Here is a 19065-nt window from a genome sequence, read left to right on the forward strand (position 1 = left end):
CACAATGAATCTGGACATATTCAATCCTCCACACGGCTTGATATGTCATAGCAAATGTGGGGAGAGATTCAAGGTGTTTTCACACAGCCTCGGTCGACAGTTGCACATGGTGTCAGTAGACATACGCGCTGACTGTGGATCAACCATCGGATGCGGTCTTTCGTAGATACCCATGGATTCACCCGTTTGGGGGATAGGCAAGCAATCCAGCGGCCATCAGAATCGCAGCCAAAGCCCTCTGCTATTGAGGATGAAGCGTGAGCATGGGACTCAAGCCACTTCAGGAGGGCCAGGGAGACCATACCGATGCTTGTCCGCTGTCATCATTGCCACTTCCGTTACTTTCTAAATCCTCAGCTGCGATGCCCCATGTGTCGCACACCTACAAGCTTCACCTTCAACCCCTTGATCAAAATGGGGCCAGAAAAGCGCGTGGCGGTTCGACCGCCGGGTTTGCCGGTAGCGACCGTAGATCTGGTGATGGAACGTTTATTCGGTCGGATGTACCAGACCGCCCAATATCCGGTGCTTTGCGCCCTAGCGGCGATGGTCAATTTTGCGGGCCGAAAAAGAGACCCTGTGGTTGATTACCTCAAAACACTTAAGTTTGGTGTGAATTTGCCATCCTCCGTGTTTTGGAACTGGACTCCTACTTACGAAGGTGCAAGCCGCTTGCAGTTCAACAGCCTCATCAACGATCCAGCGGGCAGGGTTGATACGGCGATTCAGATGTTCGACGTTCCACTGGGCTACACCTTCATTGCGCCGAAGCGAAAGCAGAAAATCTTCTTCAAAACACTTGCGACCAACAAACTGTCAGGCACCTTCGGTTGCATAGAAACCAGCGTGCATGGACAGCATGAACTGGGGCAAGGCGAGCCGGGTGTTTACGACTGGGGCTCGATGGGTGGGCAAATACAACTGTCCAAGCCGAATCAGCCTCTTTGGCGCGGCTTGGACTTCTCATCGATAGTCGTGAAAGTTGACTTGATCGACGTGCGCTACATGGGCGATTTCATGGTGCCACCGTCTATGTTCTTTGCGAAGAATCTGGCAAAGCACATGCGTTACAAAACTCGCCACGACCTGCAAGTGAGCCTGAGGGCTGACAAGATCAATGTCGGTGTGGACTGGGGCGCGCTCAATCTGAGTTGTGAGCTTGGTGGCAGTGCCGATATGGACATGACGCTGATAGACGAGCCCGTACCGGATTTACCCCAGCACCGAATGATCGCGCGGGGCGAAGGTAGTTTCCAATTGAAAAAGGTTGGTGGCATTACCCTGCCGACGTGGAGTATCTTTCAAAGAAAAGTGAAGATTGTCGGTACCAAAGGCCCAACTCACAGGGTGACCTGGAAGGTCGAACAGCCGCCTTCAACGCCCAGTCCGCCAGATCCCTATCTGGATTTTTTGGTGAGACATGGCGTCTAACCCCCCAAGCCTTACGCGTTTTAGTCACTTGGTCGTGCAGTTTTATTCGTTCCCTTCTGGCGACGGCCTGACCAGAATCGAAGCATCCACAACAACATTCTTCCAGGAGGTGTGTGATGCAAGACCATGATGTTGCCGACCTGCAGCAGGAAAGCCCTTTCAGCCCGCGTGAGCTGGTGGTGTCGCTGCTTAGCGCGGTGCTGTGGGTTGCGCTGGCGGCGGGCACCGCGCAGCTGCTGATGTTGCGCGTGCAGGTGGTGTGACATGGACCGCCATCTGCAGCGCATCCTTGCCGTCACCCGCCGGGCCTGGAACCTTGATCACCCTCGGGCAGTTACCCCCGCGCTCACTGCTTTCCCTTCCAGGGCACCAGCCAGGCTTCGACCAGGCGCATGCTGAAGGAGAACGCGAAGGCGCACAGCGCAATCACCGCGATGCCGACAAACACCGCGTCGGTGGCTAGGAAGTGCGATGCCGACATGATCATGTAGCCAATGCCGCGCGTGGCCGCGATGAGTTCGGCCGCCACCAGCGTGCTCCAGCCCATGCCCAGCGCAATGCGGATGCCGGTCAGGATTTCGGGCAGGGCCGAGGGCAGCACGATGTCCTTGAACAGCTGCCAGCGCGAGGCACCCAGCGACAGGGCCGCGTTGACACGCTCCTGCGGCAGCGAGCGCACACCGGCCTGGGCCGACAACACCACGGGCGCAAACATGGCCAGCGCCAGCAGCACGATCTTGGAAGTCTCGCCAATGCCCAGCCAGATGATCATGAGCGGCAAGTAGGCCAAGGGCGGTAGTGGCCAGTAAAACTCGATGGGCGTGGAGAACACGCCTTTGGCCCAGCGGCTCAGACCCATGAGCAGGCCCACGGGAATGCCCAGCGCCACGGCAATGACGGCGGCCGACAGGATGCGGCCCAGACTGGCGGACACATGCTCCCACAGCGTGGCATTGGCATAGCCTTCGCGAAATATCTCCACGCCCAGCGACAGCACTTCGGCCGGCGTGGGTAAAAACAGCTTGGGCACCAGACCGGCCTGGGTGATGGCCCACCAGAGCAACAACAGGGCTGCGCCCGTGGCCACACTGATGGTGACGGTGGATTTTTCGCCAATGCCAAAGTTGCGCATCTTCACGAGGCGGGGCTGTGGGCTGCGAGTGCGCGGCTCCTCAGTTTGCAAACCGGCAGCTGCGGCCTTGATGGCTAGCTCGCTCATGCGATGGCCTCCTGGTATTCGCTTTGATGCTCGTTGCGGTGGACGATGGCGCGTATCTCTTCGCGCAGGTGCGCAAACTTCGGCGCAGTCTTGATGGCGCGCGCATCGCCATCACGCGCAAAGGTGTTCACAAAGTCCAGGTCAAAGCGCGCCACGATGCGGCCGGGCCGCGGTGACATGACGATGAGCTGGGTGCCGAGGAACAGCGCTTCTTCAATCGAATGGGTGATGAAAAACACCTGCTTGCCGGTGCGGTGCCAGACCGACACCAGCAGCTCCTGCATCTGCTCGCGCGTCATGCTGTCCAGCGCACCAAAGGGTTCGTCCATGAGCAGAATGTCCGGGTCGGGTGCGAGCGCACGGGCCAGGCCCACGCGCTGGCGCATGCCGCCCGACAGTTCGTAAGGCGCGGCATTCGCAAAGTCTTGCAGGCCCACGAGGTGCAGCAGCTCCAGCGCACGGTCGCGCTGTTCAGCGCGGCTGGCGCCGGCAAACTTCAGGCCCAGGGCCACGTTCTCGGCCACGGTTTTCCAGGGCAGCAGGCTGTCTTTCTGGAACACCACGCCCCGGTCGGCGCCGGGCTTTTCAATGGGGCGACCATTCAGCGTGATGCTGCCTTCAGACAACGGCAAGAAGCCCGCCATCGCATTCAGCAAGGTGGACTTGCCGCAGCCCGAGGTGCCCAGTGCCACGACAAAGCCGCGCTCTGGAATGTCGAGCGAGACCCGGTCCAGCGCCTGCACGGGGCGGCCGTTGCGGCCCGCAAAGAAGACGCTGGCGTTTTTGACACTGAGCATGGTCGTTACTTGCTTGTCTTACTTTTGCGCAACCACGGCGCCACCGAGGGCCGAGGTGGTTACAAACGCGGCGTAGCTGGGCAGCACGTCGGAGATCTTCTTTTGTTCTTTCAGGAAACTAGCGGTTTCCTTCAGGATGCGGGCCACGCCCGACTTCTCGCCACCGCCCAGCCAGGCGTCGGACGCCTGCACATTCAGCGGTACCAGGTTCAGGTTCTTCAGCGCGGCGGAGAAGTCGGCGGGTGTGCCACCCAGCAGCTTGGCCAGCGTCTTGGCGTTGTCGCTCTCAGGTCCCCAGGCGGCTTTGTCCTTGGCAAAGGAGTTGGAGTACTTCTCGATCACGTCGACATACGCTTTCAGGAACGCTGGGTTCTCTTTGGCAAAGGCGCCTGTGGCGACCCAGGCGCTGAAGGTGGGTGCGCCTTTTTCAGCCACTTCCTTGGAGGTGATCAGCACCTTGCCGTTTTTCTTCAGTTCGGTCAGTGCGGGGTCCCAGACAAAACCGCCGTCAATGTCACCGCGGTTGTAGGCGGCCACGATTTCGGGTTGGGGAATGGCAAAGACTTGCACGTCTTTTTCGGTCAGGCCTTGGCTCTTCAGCAGCGCCAGCAGTTGGTAATGGTCGGTGGACACGGGCGCGGCGGCCAGCTTCTTGCCCTTCAGGTCTTTAATCGAGTTGATGCCAGAGCCGTTGCGCACCACCAGCGCTTCGTCAGTGCCGGAGATGGAGGCCAGGTAGAAGGCCTTCACGTCCAAACCGCGCGAGGTGGCTGCTGCGTAAGGGCTGGAGCCCACATAGCCCACCTGCACATCGCCCGACGCAATGGCGGCGAACACATCGGCACCCGAATTGAACTTGCGGAAATCAATCTGGTAACCAGTGGCTTTGGCAAAGTCGCCGTTGGCAATGGCCACAGACGACGGCAGCGCGTCGGTCTGGTAACCGATCACGACTTTCTTGTCGGCCGCAAAGCCCAGGCTGGCGCCGGCCAGCAAAGTAGCGCCAATGGCGGCAGTGAAGAGTCTTTTGGTGAATTGCATGGTTCGATTCCTTGATTGGGGTTATGGGGCTTGGAATCGAGCTTATTGATATGCCCTGTGCGTGTCGTCGAATGAATTTGACATAGCTAATGCGAATAACGCGCAAGCAAACGCAGGCCGGCCCGATAGGCTTGGACGCATGACTATCGACATCCGCCCCCTAGGCCCCGCCATTGGCGCCCTGGTCAGCAACATTGACCTGACCCAGCCACTGCGCACCAGCGACCGCGACGCACTGCACAGTGCGCTGCTGCAGCACCATGTGCTGTTCTTTGAAAACCAGCCCATCACCCCGGTACAGCAGCGCGACCTGGCGCGCGCCTTTGGCGAGCTGCACATCCACCCGGTCTACCCCCAGCACCCCGAGGCGGCCGAGATCATCGTGCTGGACACGCATAACGACAACCCGCCCGACAACGACAACTGGCACACCGATGTGACCTTCATCACCACGCCGCCGCTGGGGGCCATCCTGTCGGCGCGCGTGCTGCCGCCGCATGGGGGCGACACGCTGTGGGCCAGCGGCATTGCGGCGTACGAAGCGTTGTCCGAGCCGCTGCGCAGTTTTTTGGACCCGCTGCATGCCGAGCACAGCTTTGTGCAGTCCTTCCCGGCCTGGCGCTATGCGCGCACGCCTGAAGAACGCAAAACTTGGGAGGCCGCGGTGGCCAAGTCGCCCGAGGTGGTGCACCCCGTGGTGCGCACCCACCCGGTGAGTGGCAAGCGCGGCCTGTTCGTCAACGAGGGCTTTACCAGCCGCATCGTGGAACTGACCAAGGCCGAGAGCGATGCGGTGCTGGCCTTCCTGCGCGTGCACCTGGCCAAGCCCGAATTCACCGTGCGCTGGCGCTGGAAGCAGCACGACCTGGCCTTCTGGGACAACCGCCTGACCCAGCACTACGCCACGGCCGACTACCTGCCCCACCGCCGCGTGATGCACCGCGCCACCATCCTGGGCGACGCGCCGTTCTGACGGTGACCGACAAAGCCGCCTCAGATGTTTAAGTTGTTAACAAGCAAAAAAGTATTCGTTTGTTATCTAAGTCTTGCTCTTTAGAGTGCCCCCATGGCCACCGCAAACCGCAGTTTGCTGGCGATAGACACCTAGATGAACGAGAGGAAACCCACCATGTCAGCCCCGTCTGAAACATCCGCACTGCCCCAAGCGTTGGAGGCCGCCCGCGCCGTGGCCCTGGCCACTGGCCTGCCCTATGCCGGCGGCGTAACACCGCCCCTGGCCTGGCAGCTTTTCTCGCAAGAACAGGCCTTGCTGGTCGATGTGCGCAGCGGCGAAGAACGCAAATTTGTCGGCCATGTGCCCGGCAGCCTGCACGTGCCATGGGCCACGGGCACGGCCCTGACCCGCAACCCGCGCTTTGTGCGCGAACTCGAAGCCAAGACCGGCAAAGACACCCCCGTGTTGCTGCTGTGCCGCAGCGGCAAGCGCTCGGCTCTGGCGGCTGAAGCCGCTACCAAGGCCGGGTTCACGCAAGTCTTCAATGTGCTCGAAGGCTTTGAAGGCGAGATCGACGCCCACAACCACCGCGGCACCGAAGACGGCTGGCGCTTCCACCAACTGCCCTGGATCCAGGACTGAGACCCACCACCATGGCCATTTTTGACACACCCGAGATCGTGGCGTCCCTGCGCGCAGTGCGCCAGCAGTGGCGCGAATCGCAAAAGCGGGCGCTGGAGCCCGGTGGGCGCGAGTTCCCCTCGCGCGAGGCGCTGAACCATATTGTGGAAAACCTCAAAGGCGCGCTGTTCCCGCTGCGCCTGGGCCCGCCCGACCTGTACCCCGAGGGTGAAGACTTCTACGTGGGCACCACGCTGGAGACGGCGCTGCACGGCCTGCTGGACCAGGTGCGGCTGGAGCTGAAATACGTGGCCCGCCAGCAAACCGGACAGGATGCCGATGTGGAGGCCCAGGCCCTGCAAGTAACACGTGCATTGGCCACCGAGCTGCCGCGCATCCGCACCCTGCTGGACAGCGATGTGCTGGCCGCCTACCAGGGCGACCCCGCCGCCCGCAGCGTGGACGAAGTGCTGCTGTGCTACCCCGGTGTGCTGGCCATCATCCACCACCGGCTGGCGCACAAGCTGTACCTGCTGGGGTTGCCGCTGTTGGCCCGCATCATTGCCGAGCTGTCGCACAGCCAAACCGGCATCGACATCCACCCCGGTGCCCACATCGGGCCAGGCTTCTTTATCGACCATGGCACCGGCGTGGTGATTGGCGAGACCGCCGTCATCGGCCAGCGCGTGCGCCTGTACCAGGCCGTGACGCTGGGCGCCAAGCGTTTCTCGGCCGATTCCGACGGTACGCTGCACAAGGGCCTGGCACGCCACCCCATCGTGGAAGACGACGTGGTGATCTACGCCGGCGCTACCGTGTTGGGCCGCATCACCATCGGCAAGGGCGCAACCATTGGCGGCAATGTCTGGCTCACGCACAGCGTGGCGCCTGGCAGCCACATCACCCAGGCCCTGCACCAACATGACGGCCGCCACGACACCCACGCAGAGCCGGTGGCCGCATGAGCGAACAACTGCTGGAAAACTTTGGCATTGCGGTTCGCCGCATGCGTGCCACGCGAGGCCTCTCGCAAGAGCAACTGGCCGAACGCTCGGACCTCAACCGCTCCTACGTGGGCGAGATCGAGCGCGGCCAGGTCGTGTCGTCGTTGGTCACCATCCAGAAACTCTCCAACGCGCTGGACATCTCGGCGTCTGGCCTGCTGCAAGAGTGCGAAGCCACGGCCAACAGCCGTTTTGTGCAGCGCATCAAATTGACGGCTATAGCCTGTTGAGCGCGGGGCGCGCAATTTGGATACTGCCGCAGACCCTTTTGTCTAACCCTCTCTTCCCTGTCACACACCAAGGACCTCCATGACCAGCACCCCCGCCGCCCTGACCACGCTGGGCGACAACGCCGCACGGCAACTCGCCAGGGCTTGATCGGCTCGACGCTGGAGTACTACGATTTATTCATCTACTCCACCGCGGCGGCGTAGATTTTCCCCGAGGGCGACACCCAGGGTGTGAAAGAAGGTACTGATCATTGGCATGTTCCTGAAGGGCTTTTCGACCGCGGCCGTTGGCCTGCCGCTCGGCCTGTGGGCGTCGGCTCGATGCTCCTGGAGCACGCACCGTTCGGGTGGTGCGGCATTTATGCGAGCTTCAACCTGCAAGACGCGCGGGACGCCGTTCGTGCAGGCCATCACCGGGAGCTGGCGTGACATGCTGCGGGTGATGTGCTGCTCGCTGATAAACGTGATTCCGGTGGTCACCACCATCTTTGGTGCCGCCTACGCGGTACAGCCCGGCTACAGCATCGGCTTTTGTAAACTCGGTCCATGACGACGCTCCCCCATCGCTACAAGCTCGCCGCTCAGTGCGCGATCTCGGCATTGCAACTGCTCGGTTTTGCAGCATCGGCGCAGACACGCAGTGTGGCGGGCGAAGTCGCCATCAGCTCCAGCCTCATTGACCGGGGAATAGTGATAGGGTCAAACCGTCCCATCGCCCAGGCGCAAGTCACGCTGTACGACACATCCGGCTGGTCCACCGGGCTGGCTGTCGGTGTGCAGGCCGGGGCCTCCAATCCCAGCCAGGTGTTGGTGCGCGGCAGCTATGAATGGCTGCTGAGCAACGATTGGCAAATGCAGGCCAATGCGCTGTATTACTGTTACCCCTCCGACCCCGGTTTGAAGATGTTTGACCACCTCGAAGCCGGCGCCTCCTGGGGCTACCGCGATATGCTGGCCTTGAGCCTGACCGGCCACCAGTACAGAATTCCGGCGCCGGGCCGGCCGCGTCCACACTGGACGGCTGAAATGAACCTGCGCTGGCCCTTGGCAGAGCATGTCTCGCTGCTGTCAGGCATAGGACAGGCCCAGTTGGACCACGACGGCGGCTACCTCTATGGGCAGGTTGGCACCGCCTGGAGCCAGGGGCCGTGGCGGGCCGAAGTCAGCTATCTACATACCGACTGGCGGGCGGTCACGGTATTTGGCAACAACGCCGCACGACACTGGTCCGTGCTGCTGGCACGGTCTTTTTGAGGCTGCACGGGGGTGGTCGCAGCCCGCACGGCCGGACTTATTTGGCCTGGGTTTAAGTTTTTCCCTCTGGTGGCGTAACTTTTTTGGCGCCAAAGTGCACTCACGGGTCTACACACCAACCCCAGCAAGTCCATGCCTCCCTCTCTTTACGCCGACACAGACGCCGAGGACATCCTCCTCGTGCGCCAGGTGGCGGCTGCCGATCGCGCCGCTTTGGCCGGCTTGTACCGCGGCTACCACAGGCGGCTCAACCGGTTCTTGTCGCGCTTGACACGGCGCAACGACTTGATTGAAGAAGTCATCAACGACTGTTTCTGGATCGTCTGGCAAAAGGCGGCCGAGTTTCGCGGCGAATCGCGTGTGTCCACCTGGATCATGGGCATTGCCTACCGCTGCACTCTCAAGGCCCTGCGCCAGGAGGGTGGGCTGGATACCGTGGACGACGGGGAGCCCCGCCTGGCGCAGGAAAGCACAGACCCCCAGGCCGATAGAGAGTTGCGCAACTGGCTGGGCAAGGGCCTTGAGCACCTCAATGCGGAGCAGGCGTTGACCTTGGATCTGGCCTATGGCAACGGCCATTCGCTGGAAGAAATCTCGGCCATCATGCAGTGCCCCGTCAGCACGGTGAAGGCGCGCATGTTCCACGCACGCGTCAAGCTGCGCAATCTACTACCCACCTTAGCTACCCCCCATGCCGGGCGAACCGGCGACGGGGCCATCGTATGAACCAAGAACCCATCCAAGAACGCGACCATTTCCTAGCCTGGGACGCTTTGCCTTGGGTGCTGAACGGGCAAGCCACCCGCGAGCAAGAAGAGGCTGTGGCGCAGCATATGCCGCATTGCGAAGACTGCCAGCGTGAATGGGCGTACCAGCAACAGCTACAGCAGACCGTGGCCTTGGCCCCAGTAGCCGCCCTGGATATCGACGCGGGCCTGCAGCGCCTGCTCAACCGCATCGATCTGGACCAACTGTGCGACCAACCCAGCCCGGTGGCCGCAGCGCAGCCGGCCGTGGCACCGCGTCGGCGCAGCGCCCCCTGGTGGGGGGCGGCCATGGCTGCCGCCGTGTTGCTGCCGGTGCTGGGCTGGTGGGGGAGCATCACCTCTCCCTGGTCGGCGCACGATGAAAACTACCGCACCCTCAGCCAGACCGTGCCAGCGGCCACTGGCGCTACCGCGCCCACGGCGGTGCGCATCCAGGTGGTACCCGACCCGCACACCACGCTGGCCCAATGGGGCGAACTGCTACGCACCGAGCAACTGCAAGTCGTGGATGGCCCGAATGCCGTCGGGGCCTACACCCTGGCTTTGGCCGACAAGCGCAGTAGTGCCGATACCCTGAAGCGCCTGCGCAAGCTACCGGGCATCGTGATGGCCGAGCCGACCGAAGGACGGCCATGAAGCCTGGCGCGTGGTTCCGCTGGGCTCTGTTCGCAGGCATGGGGCTGCTGCTGTCAGCCTGTACAACGCTGCCCGACCCGGCTGCCGAAGAAGCCCGCATGCGCCGGGACAGCAGCCGCTACATTGTGCTGGCGGTAGCCAATCCGCTGGAGAGCATCTCCAGCCGTGTGGGCACCAGCCTGTCAGGCTATGGCGCGCCACCACGTTACGTCGTAGGCAGCAGGGCCGCCCAAACCATGGCCGCACTGGCCAAGGAATATGCGCTGCGCGAAGCTTCGGGCTGGCCCATTCCCTCGCTGGGGCTGCATTGCGTGGTGTTTGAAATACCGCCTGGTGCCCAGCGCGAAGAGTTGATGGCCGTTTTGTCGCGCGACAAGCGGGTCAGCCTGGTGCAGGCGCTACAGGACTTTGAAACCCACTCCGAACCCCTGTCGGGCGTCTCTTACAACGATCCCTATGTGCTGTTGCAACGGGGCTTTGTGGAGACCCATGCAGCCCAGGCCCACCAGATCAGCGTGGGCAAGGATGTGCGCATTGCCGTCATCGATACCGGCGCCAACACCAAACACCCCGACCTGCAAGGCCGCATCGACTCCAGCAGCAACCTGGTGGATAAAAACGAAGCTGCCTTCTTGCAGGACCGGCATGGCACCGAAGTGCTGGGCATCATTGGGGCTGCAGGCAACAACGGCCAGGGCATTGTCGGTATGGCCCCCGGAGCCAGACTCAGGCTGTACAAGGCATGTTGGTATCCCCCTGCGGGAACCGGTGCCCGCTGCAACTCGTTCACCCTGGCCAAGGCGCTGGTCGAGGTGCTGCAATCCGACGCCAGAATCATCAACATGAGCCTGGGCGGGCCACCCGATGAATTGCTCAACCAGTTGCTGGCGCAACTCTTGAAGCAAGGCCGGTTGGTGGTGACAGCCTTGCCCTCCAACCAGCAGTTGAGCGGCTTCCCGTCCGGTGTGGCGGGCGTGGTCGTGGTGGGTATGAACGGCGTGAATGGCATGCTGGCACCGCCTAACGATGCCCTGTGCGCGCCAGGGCGTGACATCCTGACCCTGGAGCCCGGTGGGCGCTACGATTTTGCTAGCGGCTCGTCGATGGCCGCGGCCCATGTCAGTGGCTTGGTCGCCCTGTTATGGTCCCAGGCACCCCAGTTGGAACGCACCGACATTCTGGATATTTTGGCCCGCAGCAGCACACCGCAGGTCGACGCGGAGCGCGCGCTGCTCAACCTGCGCTCACGCCAGACGCAAGCCCTGAACCGTTGAACCCGGGCGCGACAGTATTGATTTTTTCTATGGAGATGGTTTTTTTCTAAAACTTCTTCTCCCGCTTGCAACCGGCCGCCGCGCGCTTGGCACCTACGGACATGACTACAGCACGACTGAGTCCAACCTTAGGAACGCCACACATGTTGATCAAGAATATTCTCGTGTACCTCCACCTTCTTGCCATGGCCGTGGCCGTCGGCAAAATGCTGGAGTACGACTTCCGGTTTCTCCGCTTCGTGCACCTGTCCCCCACAGCCGAACGCACCGCAGAGCTGCTGCGCACCAAGATCACCATGACCCATGCCTTGCAGTTCCTGTGGCTCACAGGCGTGGGACTGGTCTATCTGGGCTACGCCGGCAACCCGCACTATCTGGAGAATGAAAAACTCTGGATGAAGTTCGTCACCGTCAGCGCGCTGACCCTCAATGGCGTGCTGATGCACCGCTTCGCCTTCCCGCACATGCTGCGCACAACACCCTTTCTGGCCCTGCCTTTTCGCACCATGCTGGGCCTCAGCTTGTTTGCCAGCATGTCGTCGGTTTCCTGGCTGTTTGCCGCATTCCTGGGGATTGCCCGCTCTTGGAACAACACGGTTTCGTTCCAGTACGTCTTGTCTATCTACCTGGGCTTGATCGCCGTCACGGCGGTGGGGAGCATGGTGCTGCTCAGCACACTGCGCCAGTACCACTTCAAACGCAGCCTGGTGTCGGTCATGGAGTTCAGCAGCGACTAAAAGGTTCGATCAGGCTCTTATAGGCTGTGGGTGCATATAAAACGCCCCCTGCCCCTGCTGCGGACCACCGGTGGCCTGTTAGGCCTGAACATCCCCCTGGGCAAGCTGGCCGGGACTGCTGGCATCACGCCGCTGTTCTGGTCGCTGCTGATATCGGCCGGCGCCGGCCTGGTGCTGGCCCTGGCACTGTGGGCCTTGCGCGACCGACTGCCGTGGGACCGGCTGCACCTGCGCTACTAACTGGTGACAGGCACGCTACCCAACACGCTGGTCATCATGCTATCCAAGGGGGAGCCATCCTACTGCACCAGATCGTGCGCAGCGTTCCAGCGCCCGGCGTGCAGGTGTTGCAGCACTTGTTGAAGCAGGGTCATGGTGTCCATCGCCTTACGCATCGGGGTGCAGTACACGCCACGTTGGCACGAACTGCAATCCTGGCATCTTCTTACTTTTGCGGGTTGGAGAACATGAGGTTGCCGCTGACGGTCTTGACGACTTCTTCTTGCAAGATGTCCCAGTGCTCCACAATTTTTCCATTGGCCAAGCGGAAGATATCCACACCAATCATGGCTTTGGGGCCTATGCCGGTGTAGCGGCCATGCATCATGACCAGGTCGCCTTCCGCCACCACCATGCCGGGCTCGTACTTGAAGTCTGGCCCGAAATTGCTCACAAAGCCCTTCAAAACAGCAGAGCCGTTAGGCACCATAGGGTTGTGCTGGACGTAGTCGGGTGACCAGTATTTGTCGATGACCGATGCATCGCGTGTGATGAACAGGCCTTTCATACCTGCCACCACGATTTCCTTGTTGGTCTGGGCAAACGCGCTGGTAGAGAAGAGGGCCACCAAGGATGCGGCGACGAGGAGAGTTTTAAAGGGTTTCATGGTTGATTCCTGTTGGGCTTGCTATGGATAAATCGCTGACGATTTCACTGGCCCTTCGCTAAAGCGCGGTGACGACATCGCATCAGCGTTGGAGGCACTTTAGTTTCAATAATCGCGCAGAAATACACGTTAATCTGCACATTAGTGTTGCCTTACTCGATCAAGTGGTGGGTCGACGGGCCACCATGCAAGCCTTCTATCGGTGCTGGGCAATGGCCGCACTACTGCTTCCCGCCGCAGTCCTCCATCGCAAACCGCAGCAAAGCCGCGCCGCTGTCCTGCCCAAAGCGTTGGCGGATGTTCGCCCGGTGCTCATCCACGGTGCGCGAACAATGTCCAGCGCCCGGGCAATCGCCTTGCTGGTCAGCCCCTGGGCCACCAGGGCCAGTACCTCGGTCTCGCGGGCGGTCAGGGCGAGTTGCTGCTGGCGCGGCCTCTCGCAAGAGCAACTGGCCGAACGCTCGGACCTCAACCGCTCCTACGTGGGCGAGATCGAGCGCGGCCAGGTCGTGTCGTCGTTGGTCACCATCCAGAAGCTCTCCACCGCGCTGGACATCTCGGCGTCTGGCCTGCTGCAAGAGTGCGAGGCCACGGCCAACAGCCGTTTTGTGCAGCGCATCAAATTGACGGCTATAGCCTGTTGAGCGCGGGGCGCGCAATTTGGATACTGCCGCAGACCCTTTTGTCTAACCCTCTCTTCCCTGTCACACACCAAGGACTTCCATGACCAGCACCCCCGCCGCCCTGACCACGCTGGGCGACAACGCCGCACGGCAACTAGCCAACGCCACCAAAACCACGGCGCAGCTCTCCACGATCTCGCCACGCTGGCTCACGCACCTGCTGCAGTGGGTGCCCGTCGAAGCTGGCATCTTCCGCCTGAACACCGTCAAGGACCCGGAGTCCATCAAGGTCACCTGCACCGCACGCCAGACCGAAAACCAGTTGCCCCGCACCTTCGTCAACTACGACGAAAAGCCCCGTGAGTTCTTTCTGAACGCCGTCAGCACCATCCTCGATGTGCACACCCGCGTGTCCGACCTGTACAGCAGCCCGCACGACCAGATCAAGGAACAACTGCGCCTGACGATTGAGACCATCAAGGAAAACCAGGAAAGCGAGCTCATCAACAACCCCGACTACGGCCTGTTGTCGCAAGTGACCGATGAACAACGCATCTTCCCGCTGACTGGCGCGCCCACACCGGACGACCTGGACGAGCTGCTGACCAAGGTCTGGAAAGAGCCCGCCTTCTTCCTGGCGCACCCGCTGACCATCGCCGCCTTCGGCCGCGAAGCCACCCGCCGCGGTACGCCTCCTCCCACCATCAGCCTGTTTGGCTCGCAGTTCATCACCTGGCGCGGCATTCCCTTGATCCCTTCGGACAAGGTGCCCGTGGCCGACGGCAAGAGCAAGATTTTGTTGATCCGTGTGGGCGACAAGCGCCAGGGCGTGGTTGGTCTGTACCAGCCCGGCCTGCCAGGCGAACAAAGCCCCGGCCTGTCGGTGCGCTTCATGGGCATCAACGACCAGGCGATTTCCAGCTACCTGATTTCCCTGTATTGCTCGCTAGCCGTGCTCACGCCCGACGCTGTGGCTGTGCTGGACGACGTGGAAATCAACAAGTACCACGACTACCCAGATACCTACAAGTAATACGCTGTGAGCACTTTAGGTACTTCCCCTCCGATCGACCCGGCGCTGATTGCGCAAATGGCCAATGCGCTGTTTGCCAGCAGTCCGTCCGGCCCCTCGGGTGTCTCCGCACTGAGCTCTGGCGCCCCAGGCGTACAGGCCCCGGTGAATCTGGCTCCGGCCGGTTCTCCATTGGCCAGCCCCGCGGGCCTGGGGCCCAGCGTGCCCGGCACCCCGATTCCACAAGGCCTGGCGCCCGGCGCCAACCTGATTCCAGCCTCGCCCACACCGGTGTTGTCCTTGGCCAATCGCATTCCCGCATTGCAGCCCCATGCCGTAGCCGGCAATGGCGTGCCCGACACCCTGTTCAGCCAGGCACCGGCGTATGAGCCACGCTTTGGCAGCGCAGTACTGGGCGTGCCCGAGGCCAGCGCAGCTGTGGCGCCTGTGGCCAGCCAAAGTGCGCAGCCCAGCCCCGGCGGCGCTTCGCCGTTCTACTTTCTGAACGAGCAGTACGGCCACCCCACGCCCAGCGCCGCCGCGCCGACAGCCCCCACGGTGCCCAGCATCGGTTCGGGCGTCAGCCCGTCCGCAGCCGGTGTGCCGTCCACCACACCATCGACTGAGCCCAAGTACTACTTTGTTGACTCAGTGGTGTTGCCCAGCGGCTACGTCACACCGGCCAAGGCTGCGCCTAACGGCAGTGCGCCCCAAGTTGGCAGTGGGCAACGCCCGCCGTTTGATGTGCACGCTGTACGCCGCGATTTCCCCATCCTGCAGGAGCGGGTGAACGGCAAGCAACTGGTGTGGTTCGACAACGCAGCCACCACGCACAAACCGCAGTCGGTGATCGACCGCATCGCGCACTTCTACGAGCACGAGAACTCCAACATTCACCGCGCGGCGCACGAGCTCGCTGCCCGTGCGACCGACGCCTACGAAGGCGCGCGCCAGCGGGTGAAGAACTTCATCAACGCGCCGGACGTGAACGAGGTGATCTTTGTGCGCGGCACCACCGAGGCCATCAACCTGGTGGCCAAGAGTTGGGGTGGCCAGCACATCCAGGCCGGTGACGAAATCATCGTCTCCAACCTGGAACACCACGCCAACATCGTGCCCTGGCAGCAGCTTGCTGCCGCCAAGGGTGCCAAGCTGCGCGTGATTCCGGTGGACGACAGTGGCCAAGTGCTGCTGGACGAATACCAGAAGCTGCTGAACGACCGCACCAAGATCGTCTCTGTCACGCAAGTGTCGAACGCGCTCGGCACCGTCACGCCCGTCAAGGAAATCGTGGCCATGGCCCACCGCGCCGGTGCGAAAGCATTGGTCGATGGAGCACAGTCCATCTCGCACATGCGCGTGGACGTGCAGGACATTGGTGCCGACTTCTTTGTGTTTTCCGGCCACAAGGTATTCGGCCCCACCGGTATCGGTGTGGTCTGGGGCAAACGCGAAGTGCTGGAAGACATGCCACCCTGGCAGGGCGGCGGCAACATGATTGCCGATGTGACCTTCGAGAAGACGGTGTTCCAACCCATCCCGAACAAGTTCGAGGCGGGCACCGGCAACATCGCCGATGCTGTGGGCTTGGGTGCCGCCATCGACTACGTGAACAAGGTGGGCATTGAAAACATTGCCCGCTACGAACACGAGTTGTTGGTCTACGGCATGCAAGCTCTGGGTGCCATTCCCGGTGTGCGCTTGATCGGCACTGCGGCCGACAAGGCCAGCGTGATGTCGTTTGTGCTCAAGGGCTACACCACCGAAGAGGTGGGCCAGGCCCTGAACGACGAAGGCATTGCGGTGCGAACCGGCCACCACTGCGCGCAGCCCATCCTGCGCCGCTTTGGGGTGGAGACCACGGTGCGTCCTTCCCTGGCGTTCTACAACACCTTTGACGAAATTGACCGCCTGGTGGCGGTGGTGCGGAAGTTGAGCTCTGCACGTGCCCACTAAAAGTGCACTGACGCCGCGCCTCTCCAGTGCCAGGCTGGCTCCTTTGGGGCCAGCCTCTTCTCCGTTGCTCTCTCCGCATGCCGGGTGGACCGCCTTCATGGCCACCTGGTGCACCCCCCAGCAAACGCCGCCCCTGGTAGGCACGCGCGCCGGCGGTGAGGTGGTCGCCCACCATGGGGCCTGGGTGCTGTACTCCGTCTTCCAGCCCATTTATGCCGCAGGCCATGCGCAACCAGCCGCCTTTGAGGCACTGATCCGCGCCCACGACATGCACACGGGGCGTGAGGTCCCGCTCAGTGAACTCTTCCACCGCCCAGCCAACCGGGACGATGGCGTGCTGCTGGACCGCCTGTGCCGCCTGCTGCACGTGCTGAACTTTCAGCGCCAATCGCACGACGACACGCTGCTCTACCTGAACCTGGACGCGGGCTATCTGCAGTCTTTGCGGCCCGGCCTGCATGGGCAGTTCTTCAGCGCCTTGCAGGCGGAAGTGCCACACGATCCGGCAAAGATCATTCTGGAAATTACCGAGACCGAGATTGAGAGCCGGGACGTGCTGGCCGGCATCGTCGACTCCTTCAAGCAGCGCGGCTTTCGCGTGGCGATTGACGACTTTGGCGCACGCCACTCCAACTTCGATCGCCTCTGGGGCCTCACACCCGACATCGTGAAAATTGACCGCGAGCTGTTGCTGCAAGCCGAAATCAATCCGCGCGCGGGCAAGATCTTCCCCAAGCTCATCGACATCATCCATGACCTGGCCGCGCAAGTCGTGTGCGAAGGCATTGAGACCCCCGCCCAGCAAGCGCTGGCCGTGCGTTGCCAGGCGGATTTTCTGCAAGGCTATCTGTTCGCGCGGCCTGACCGCACGCTGCAGAGCTGAACCGCATGGCCGCGCCCTCGGTGGTCGACGCCAACTACCGCTTCATTGCGGCCTACCAGGAGGTCAATGCGCGCATCAACCAGCGCCAACAGGCCCTCGCGCTGTATGTGACCATGGTGGTCAGCCTATTGGCAGCGCTGGTCGCGTTGAAGCCCGTGCCCGGCGCCAAAGAAACCCCGGTGGAGTGGTTGCTGCTGGGCTTTCCTGTGGCCTCGGTGTGCCTGGCCTTCCTCAACTACAAGGCCGAACGCGCCATCTCCAACCTGCGCTCCTTCATGGCGGAGCTGGAGCAGCTGGGTAACGCCCACCTGTCGCTCCCCAGCTACAACACCGAAGCCCGCTGGGCCGACGGCGCCAACCACGCACGCCGCTTCCACGACCTAGCCACCACCTGCCTGGCCCTCGGTGGCAACGCACTGGGTTTCTGTGCGGCGTGGCAGATGTACCCGCTGCGCTGGCAAGAATCACCAGTGCTATGGCTCGTTAGCTGTGGGTTGGCGTTGTTGTCTTTGCTGGTGTTGGTGCTTACGCCCAAGTGGAGCTATCGGCCTGTGATCAAGGCTTAGGCGCGTTGGCTGAAAATTGCGAATCGCTAGTGCGGCGACAAGCGACCCAAAGCGGGCTTCCAGCAACCTGGATTCATGACCGGAGAGCGGACATCCAGAACTGAAAAACCAGGCGGGTACGATCAACAGCCGAAATGCGGCGGAAGCCGACTCTTAATAGCGGTGTCCAGCTGGAAATCATCTCGGTAAATTACCATCATATTTTTCGTTAAGGCCCTCATGGCGTACGCTAGCGTCCTCGTCCTTGCAGCTATCAACTGCGCCATCCTATTCTTTGTCTCCTTACTGGCGGTGGGTGGGGATGGGAGTTCTGATGGAATCAAAACCATCTGGCTGTTAGGCTATGTATGGATTGCTCTATTCACTATCGCGGCCTTAGTTCTATGCGCACGCAAGCGAGGTCCATCGGGAGTGTTAGTTGCTGCCAGCACGCTGCCAACCGCCTACGTCGCCAGTGTCCTGGCAACAGCACTTGGCGCCAGCATGGTTTATCTGAAACCGAGTTCTTTAGAGTTCACAGCAGCATGCAAGAACTCGGTAGCGCAGTTTCTAGCTCCGTCATCCGAACCCGTTCACACCCTCGCGTATGAATGGGGACGCAAGCATCCAATTGACATCAACTACTTTCGTATCGCCGCAAACGACTACGTCTCAGCAATCGAAACCCGCAACCCACCATACCCACCCGGCATCACGCTTGTCGAGAACAATCCAGAAACCGCTGATGTGCTTGTTAGCTTCAAGTACCCCATAGGCGAGGAAGAACTCTCACAAGCCTTTTCTCGCCAAGGTTTGGTTGGGTACGAGCTAACTGTCTTGGATCAACGCGACAACCGCACTCTCGCAAGACTCAGGTACTTCACAGATCTCTCGAACAACAAAGCGTGTGGCCCAACCGTCGACGGAGTCCTCAGTATCAGGGCATTCGTTCTTAAGGCGATCGGAGCGCAATGATGGCAGCGGTTATCTCAAATGTTAACGACTGCTTCTGAGCGAAACGAATGTCTGCAGTCAGTCTGCAGACGCCTCAGTTCAGCGGTTGAAGAGGACCCACGTAGCCGATCATTTTTGATTAACTTGAACGCATAACACCAATTCAGCGCCTTATAGAACAAGTGGATTCAGACCTTGGATTAATACACATCGAAGCGCACCCGCACCGTGCTCGTGAAA

Annotated in this window: 23 protein-coding genes and 1 pseudogene; 19 read left to right on the plus strand and 5 right to left on the minus strand. The window is 61.4% G+C overall.

Annotation, left to right across the window (positions count from 1 at the left end):
- The first annotated feature begins 369 nt into the window (after positions 1-369).
- Positions 370-1431, plus strand: coding sequence for a hypothetical protein (locus J2X15_RS13255; protein ID WP_310343613.1), 1062 nt, complete (start codon positions 370-372; stop codon positions 1429-1431).
- A 116-nt stretch (positions 1432-1547) separates the two neighbouring features.
- Entirely contained in the window at positions 1548-1694 is a 147-nt protein-coding gene (locus J2X15_RS13260; protein ID WP_310343615.1) for a hypothetical protein, read from the plus strand.
- An 83-nt stretch (positions 1695-1777) separates the two neighbouring features.
- Here J2X15_RS13260 and J2X15_RS13265 read toward each other — a convergent pair whose 3' ends face one another.
- From J2X15_RS13265 to tauA, 3 genes are read right to left on the minus strand one after another with little or no spacing between them, the layout of a single operon-like run.
- The gene (locus J2X15_RS13265) at positions 1778-2650 is read right to left on the minus strand and encodes an ABC transporter permease subunit (protein WP_310343617.1); all 873 of its coding nucleotides are present in this window, start codon (positions 2648-2650) and stop codon (positions 1778-1780) included.
- On the minus strand, positions 2647-3447 hold the full coding sequence (locus J2X15_RS13270; RefSeq protein WP_310343618.1) for a taurine ABC transporter ATP-binding protein: 801 nt from the start codon (positions 3445-3447) through the stop codon (positions 2647-2649). Before J2X15_RS13270 ends, J2X15_RS13265 begins: the two co-directional genes overlap by 4 nt.
- A gap of 18 nt (positions 3448-3465) precedes the next feature.
- Entirely contained in the window at positions 3466-4488 is a 1023-nt protein-coding gene (tauA, locus tag J2X15_RS13275) for a taurine ABC transporter substrate-binding protein (RefSeq protein ID WP_310343619.1), read from the minus strand.
- A gap of 139 nt (positions 4489-4627) precedes the next feature.
- Here tauA and tauD point away from each other — a divergent pair, with 139 nt between their 5' ends.
- The 11 genes and pseudogenes from tauD (at position 4628) to J2X15_RS13330 (ending at position 12206) form a co-directional block, all read left to right on the plus strand.
- Positions 4628-5461 carry a taurine dioxygenase gene (gene tauD / locus J2X15_RS13280; protein WP_310343621.1) on the plus strand — a complete coding sequence of 278 codons (834 nt, stop codon included), beginning with the start codon at positions 4628-4630 and terminating at the stop codon, positions 5459-5461.
- 156 nt (positions 5462-5617) lie between these two features.
- Positions 5618-6085, plus strand: coding sequence for a rhodanese-like domain-containing protein (locus J2X15_RS13285; RefSeq protein ID WP_310343623.1), 468 nt, complete (start codon positions 5618-5620; stop codon positions 6083-6085).
- Positions 6086-6096: 11 nt separating this feature from the next.
- Positions 6097-7029: a serine O-acetyltransferase EpsC gene (gene epsC / locus J2X15_RS13290; protein WP_310343625.1), complete on the plus strand. Its 933-nt coding sequence runs from the start codon at positions 6097-6099 to the stop codon at positions 7027-7029.
- On the plus strand, positions 7026-7298 hold the full coding sequence (locus J2X15_RS13295; protein ID WP_310343627.1) for a helix-turn-helix domain-containing protein: 273 nt from the start codon (positions 7026-7028) through the stop codon (positions 7296-7298). Before epsC ends, J2X15_RS13295 begins: the two co-directional genes overlap by 4 nt.
- Before the next feature lie 57 nt (positions 7299-7355).
- Positions 7356-7836: pseudogene (locus J2X15_RS13300) on the plus strand (hypothetical protein); the annotation flags it as partial.
- An 8-nt stretch (positions 7837-7844) separates the two neighbouring features.
- A complete protein-coding gene (locus tag J2X15_RS13305) occupies positions 7845-8552 on the plus strand; it encodes a TorF family putative porin (protein WP_310343629.1) in 708 nt (235 codons plus the stop codon).
- Between the two features lie 132 nt (positions 8553-8684).
- Positions 8685-9278: an RNA polymerase sigma factor gene (locus J2X15_RS13310; RefSeq protein WP_310343631.1), complete on the plus strand. Its 594-nt coding sequence runs from the start codon at positions 8685-8687 to the stop codon at positions 9276-9278.
- Complete coding sequence (locus tag J2X15_RS13315; RefSeq protein WP_310343634.1) at positions 9275-9955, plus strand: anti-sigma factor; 681 nt, start codon at positions 9275-9277, stop codon at positions 9953-9955. Before J2X15_RS13310 ends, J2X15_RS13315 begins: the two co-directional genes overlap by 4 nt.
- Entirely contained in the window at positions 9952-11229 is a 1278-nt protein-coding gene (locus J2X15_RS13320; RefSeq protein ID WP_310343635.1) for a S8 family peptidase, read from the plus strand. Before J2X15_RS13315 ends, J2X15_RS13320 begins: the two co-directional genes overlap by 4 nt.
- Before the next feature lie 143 nt (positions 11230-11372).
- A complete protein-coding gene (locus J2X15_RS13325; RefSeq protein ID WP_310343637.1) occupies positions 11373-11966 on the plus strand; it encodes a hypothetical protein in 594 nt (197 codons plus the stop codon).
- Positions 11967-11996: 30 nt separating this feature from the next.
- Entirely contained in the window at positions 11997-12206 is a 210-nt protein-coding gene (locus tag J2X15_RS13330; protein WP_310343639.1) for a hypothetical protein, read from the plus strand.
- 205 nt (positions 12207-12411) lie between these two features.
- Here J2X15_RS13330 and J2X15_RS13335 read toward each other — a convergent pair whose 3' ends face one another.
- On the minus strand, positions 12412-12852 hold the full coding sequence (locus tag J2X15_RS13335) for a nuclear transport factor 2 family protein (protein WP_310343641.1): 441 nt from the start codon (positions 12850-12852) through the stop codon (positions 12412-12414).
- Positions 12853-13048: 196 nt separating this feature from the next.
- The gene (locus tag J2X15_RS21255) at positions 13049-13231 is read right to left on the minus strand and encodes a hypothetical protein (protein ID WP_409034285.1); all 183 of its coding nucleotides are present in this window, start codon (positions 13229-13231) and stop codon (positions 13049-13051) included.
- Between J2X15_RS21255 and J2X15_RS13340 the strand changes: the two genes are divergently transcribed.
- From J2X15_RS13340 to J2X15_RS13365, 6 genes are all read left to right on the plus strand, one after another.
- The gene (locus J2X15_RS13340; RefSeq protein ID WP_409034286.1) at positions 13185-13496 is read left to right on the plus strand and encodes a helix-turn-helix domain-containing protein; all 312 of its coding nucleotides are present in this window, start codon (positions 13185-13187) and stop codon (positions 13494-13496) included. The genes J2X15_RS21255 and J2X15_RS13340 overlap by 47 nt on opposite strands.
- A 79-nt stretch (positions 13497-13575) precedes the next feature.
- Complete coding sequence (locus tag J2X15_RS13345; RefSeq protein WP_310343646.1) at positions 13576-14508, plus strand: family 2A encapsulin nanocompartment shell protein; 933 nt, start codon at positions 13576-13578, stop codon at positions 14506-14508.
- A 57-nt stretch (positions 14509-14565) separates the two neighbouring features.
- A complete protein-coding gene (locus tag J2X15_RS13350; protein ID WP_409034288.1) occupies positions 14566-16443 on the plus strand; it encodes a family 2A encapsulin nanocompartment cargo protein cysteine desulfurase in 1878 nt (625 codons plus the stop codon).
- Between the two features lie 97 nt (positions 16444-16540).
- Entirely contained in the window at positions 16541-17326 is a 786-nt protein-coding gene (locus J2X15_RS13355; RefSeq protein ID WP_310343651.1) for an EAL domain-containing protein, read from the plus strand.
- 5 nt (positions 17327-17331) lie between these two features.
- Complete coding sequence (locus tag J2X15_RS13360; protein WP_310343653.1) at positions 17332-17892, plus strand: hypothetical protein; 561 nt, start codon at positions 17332-17334, stop codon at positions 17890-17892.
- A gap of 219 nt (positions 17893-18111) precedes the next feature.
- Positions 18112-18846, plus strand: coding sequence for a hypothetical protein (locus tag J2X15_RS13365; protein ID WP_310343655.1), 735 nt, complete (start codon positions 18112-18114; stop codon positions 18844-18846).
- Positions 18847-19065 lie beyond the last annotated feature (219 nt).

It is taken from the genome of Rhodoferax saidenbachensis (assembly GCF_031457975.1).
Lineage (GTDB): Bacteria > Pseudomonadota > Gammaproteobacteria > Burkholderiales > Burkholderiaceae_C > Allorhodoferax > Allorhodoferax saidenbachensis_A.

Excerpts from the sequence above, each read along its gene's own strand:
- J2X15_RS13255 (WP_310343613.1), top strand. The coding sequence starts at position 370 with ATGTGTCGCACACCTACAAGCTTCACCTTCAACCCCTTGATCAAAATG.
- J2X15_RS13260 (WP_310343615.1), top strand. The coding sequence starts at position 1,548 with ATGCAAGACCATGATGTTGCCGACCTGCAGCAGGAAAGCCCTTTCAGC.
- J2X15_RS13265 (WP_310343617.1), bottom strand. The coding sequence starts at position 2,650 with ATGAGCGAGCTAGCCATCAAGGCCGCAGCTGCCGGTTTGCAAACTGAG.
- J2X15_RS13270 (WP_310343618.1), bottom strand. The coding sequence starts at position 3,447 with ATGCTCAGTGTCAAAAACGCCAGCGTCTTCTTTGCGGGCCGCAACGGC.
- tauA (WP_310343619.1), bottom strand. The coding sequence starts at position 4,488 with ATGCAATTCACCAAAAGACTCTTCACTGCCGCCATTGGCGCTACTTTG.
- tauD (WP_310343621.1), top strand. The coding sequence starts at position 4,628 with ATGACTATCGACATCCGCCCCCTAGGCCCCGCCATTGGCGCCCTGGTC.
- J2X15_RS13285 (WP_310343623.1), top strand. The coding sequence starts at position 5,618 with ATGTCAGCCCCGTCTGAAACATCCGCACTGCCCCAAGCGTTGGAGGCC.
- epsC (WP_310343625.1), top strand. The coding sequence starts at position 6,097 with ATGGCCATTTTTGACACACCCGAGATCGTGGCGTCCCTGCGCGCAGTG.
- J2X15_RS13295 (WP_310343627.1), top strand. The coding sequence starts at position 7,026 with ATGAGCGAACAACTGCTGGAAAACTTTGGCATTGCGGTTCGCCGCATG.
- J2X15_RS13305 (WP_310343629.1), top strand. The coding sequence starts at position 7,845 with ATGACGACGCTCCCCCATCGCTACAAGCTCGCCGCTCAGTGCGCGATC.
- J2X15_RS13310 (WP_310343631.1), top strand. The coding sequence starts at position 8,685 with ATGCCTCCCTCTCTTTACGCCGACACAGACGCCGAGGACATCCTCCTC.
- J2X15_RS13315 (WP_310343634.1), top strand. The coding sequence starts at position 9,275 with ATGAACCAAGAACCCATCCAAGAACGCGACCATTTCCTAGCCTGGGAC.
- J2X15_RS13320 (WP_310343635.1), top strand. The coding sequence starts at position 9,952 with ATGAAGCCTGGCGCGTGGTTCCGCTGGGCTCTGTTCGCAGGCATGGGG.
- J2X15_RS13325 (WP_310343637.1), top strand. The coding sequence starts at position 11,373 with ATGTTGATCAAGAATATTCTCGTGTACCTCCACCTTCTTGCCATGGCC.
- J2X15_RS13335 (WP_310343641.1), bottom strand. The coding sequence starts at position 12,852 with ATGAAACCCTTTAAAACTCTCCTCGTCGCCGCATCCTTGGTGGCCCTC.
- J2X15_RS13340 (WP_409034286.1), top strand. The coding sequence starts at position 13,185 with ATGTCCAGCGCCCGGGCAATCGCCTTGCTGGTCAGCCCCTGGGCCACC.
- J2X15_RS13345 (WP_310343646.1), top strand. The coding sequence starts at position 13,576 with ATGACCAGCACCCCCGCCGCCCTGACCACGCTGGGCGACAACGCCGCA.
- J2X15_RS13350 (WP_409034288.1), top strand. The coding sequence starts at position 14,566 with ATGGCCAATGCGCTGTTTGCCAGCAGTCCGTCCGGCCCCTCGGGTGTC.
- J2X15_RS13355 (WP_310343651.1), top strand. The coding sequence starts at position 16,541 with ATGGCCACCTGGTGCACCCCCCAGCAAACGCCGCCCCTGGTAGGCACG.
- J2X15_RS13360 (WP_310343653.1), top strand. The coding sequence starts at position 17,332 with ATGGCCGCGCCCTCGGTGGTCGACGCCAACTACCGCTTCATTGCGGCC.
- J2X15_RS13365 (WP_310343655.1), top strand. The coding sequence starts at position 18,112 with ATGGCGTACGCTAGCGTCCTCGTCCTTGCAGCTATCAACTGCGCCATC.